Raw genomic sequence first — 1,720 nt, 5'->3', positions numbered from 1 at the left:
GCCCGCACGCTCTATCGCTGGGACACCCGACCGACAACCCGCCGACTCAAGTGACGCCTATTGCCGGTCGCTCTTAGTTTTGTGCTGCTGGTTGGCTGGTCATGGCCGGGATGGTGGCCTGTTCGGGGTCGTTGTTGTCGGGTTTGTTGATCCATGCCCGGTCGGGGAGGCGGGGTGGTTGTGGGCGGCGGCGCCCGAACCGTTCGGGATGCGCGGCCCAGGCGGTGTCGAGGGTGCGTTGCCGCTGTTCACGGATCTGTCCGGCGGTGCCGTGGTGGACCGAGGCCGGGGTGTGTAGGCCGATTCCGGAGTGTCGGTGTTCGTGGTTGTAGTACGTGTAGAACGCCTCGCAGTGCTGCCGGGCGTGCTGGATCGACCCGAATCGGTCTGGGAAGCTCGGGTCGTACTTCAGCGTCTTGAAGCTGGCCTCGATGTACGGGTTGTCGTTCGATGTCTTGGGTCGGCTGTGGCTACGGCCGATCTTCAGTTCGGTCAGCAGTTGGGTGACGGTCTTGCTGGTCATCGCCGCTCCGCGGTCGGCGTGCACGGTCAACTGGTCGGGGTCGACGCGTTCGCGGGCGGCGGCGTCGGCGATCAGCGCTTCGGCGAGTTGTCCGTCCTCGTGTGCGGCGACCAGGTGTCCGACGACGTAGCGGGACCAGATGTCGATGACCGTGTAGAGGTGGAACCAGACGCCTCGGTCCGGGCCGCGTAGTTTCGTGATGTCCCAGGACCAGACCTGATTGGCCGCGTCGGCCACCAGTTCGGGTTTGGTACGGGCCGGATGCGTGGCCTGGGCACGGCGTTCGCCGTTCTGCCCGGCGGCCCGCAGGATCCGGTACATGGTGGACTCCGAGCACCACCAGCGGCCCTCGTCGAGTTCGCGGGCCCAGACCTGCGCCGGTGCCAGATCTTGGTATTCGGGCCGGTTCAGCAGCTGCAGCACCTGCTCCCGCTCGGCCTGCGACAGCGCCGACGGCGGTGGCTTACGCGGCGCCCGCGGCCTCGAGACCAGCGGTGGTGTGCGACGCCGGTAGAGCGTCGCGCGAGAGACACCGGTCAGCCGGCACGCCCCGGCGATGCCCCACAGCGGGGTCAGCGCCTGTTGCGCCTCGGCGAGGACGGGTTCGGCATCGGCGCGGAATCCGCGCTCTCGGAGAGCAGTTCCAAGAGCGCGTGCGCTTTTCCCATGATCTGCAACGCGGTCTCGGTCTTGGCCAACTTCGCCTGCAAGCGGGCATTCTCCCGCTGAAGACGGGCAAGTTCGGCGTTCTCGGCCTTTTTCGCTGCCCGCGCGGCCGATTGCCGCCGGTCCGTCAGGCCGGCTGAGGCTCCGGCGTCTCGGGCCTTACGCCAGTCGAGAATGTGTGACCCGTACAACCGTTCCCGGCGCAGGATCGCCCCGCGAGCCGCCGCGTCCGGCGCCGCGCCGTACTCGTCCAGGATCCGCGCCTTGAACTCTGCGGTGAATGTCCGCCGCTGGGGCCGGCCGTCCGGATCCAGACTCTCGTGGGGCTTCGACGTCATGCTGATGATCTCTCCTCAGGTCCGTCCAGGAAAAGTATCCCCTGGTAGACGGGCTGTCTATCTCCACTCTGCTGCCGGCAGGTACGCATATCTGATCGGGTAGTTTTGACAGGTAGATATTGACCAGTAATCCAAAGGTGCCGTGATCGTTGTCCGTGTATGGGTGTTGCGGTACGTGATGCGCGGCGGCTTT

The 1,720-nt window shown here is 66.4% G+C and carries 2 protein-coding genes; both read right to left on the bottom strand.

The genetic code is table 11. The annotated features are described in order from the left end of the window. Positions 1–73: 73 nt before the first annotated feature. Positions 74–1,099 carry an IS3 family transposase gene (locus ACLQ24_RS29530; RefSeq protein ID WP_425895013.1) on the bottom strand — a complete coding sequence of 342 codons (1,026 nt, stop codon included), beginning with the start codon at positions 1,097–1,099 and terminating at the stop codon, positions 74–76. Next, positions 1,096–1,527: a hypothetical protein gene (locus ACLQ24_RS29525; protein ID WP_425895012.1), complete on the bottom strand. Its 432-nt coding sequence runs from the start codon at positions 1,525–1,527 to the stop codon at positions 1,096–1,098. The genes ACLQ24_RS29530 and ACLQ24_RS29525 overlap by 4 nt, the downstream gene beginning before the upstream one ends. Between the last annotated feature and the right edge of the window lie 193 nt (positions 1,528–1,720).

Source organism: Micromonospora sp. DT4 (assembly GCF_049841675.1).
In the GTDB taxonomy this organism is placed as follows: Bacteria; Actinomycetota; Actinomycetes; order Mycobacteriales; family Micromonosporaceae; genus Micromonospora.
The sequence above is the reverse complement of the archived record's forward strand: the minus strand, read 5'-3'. Positions and strand labels throughout refer to the sequence as shown.

Bases quoted from the DNA above. Each gene is read 5' to 3' on its own strand.
- ACLQ24_RS29525 (WP_425895012.1), bottom strand. From the start codon at position 1,527: ATGACGTCGAAGCCCCACGAGAGTCTGGATCCGGACGGCCGGCCCCAG.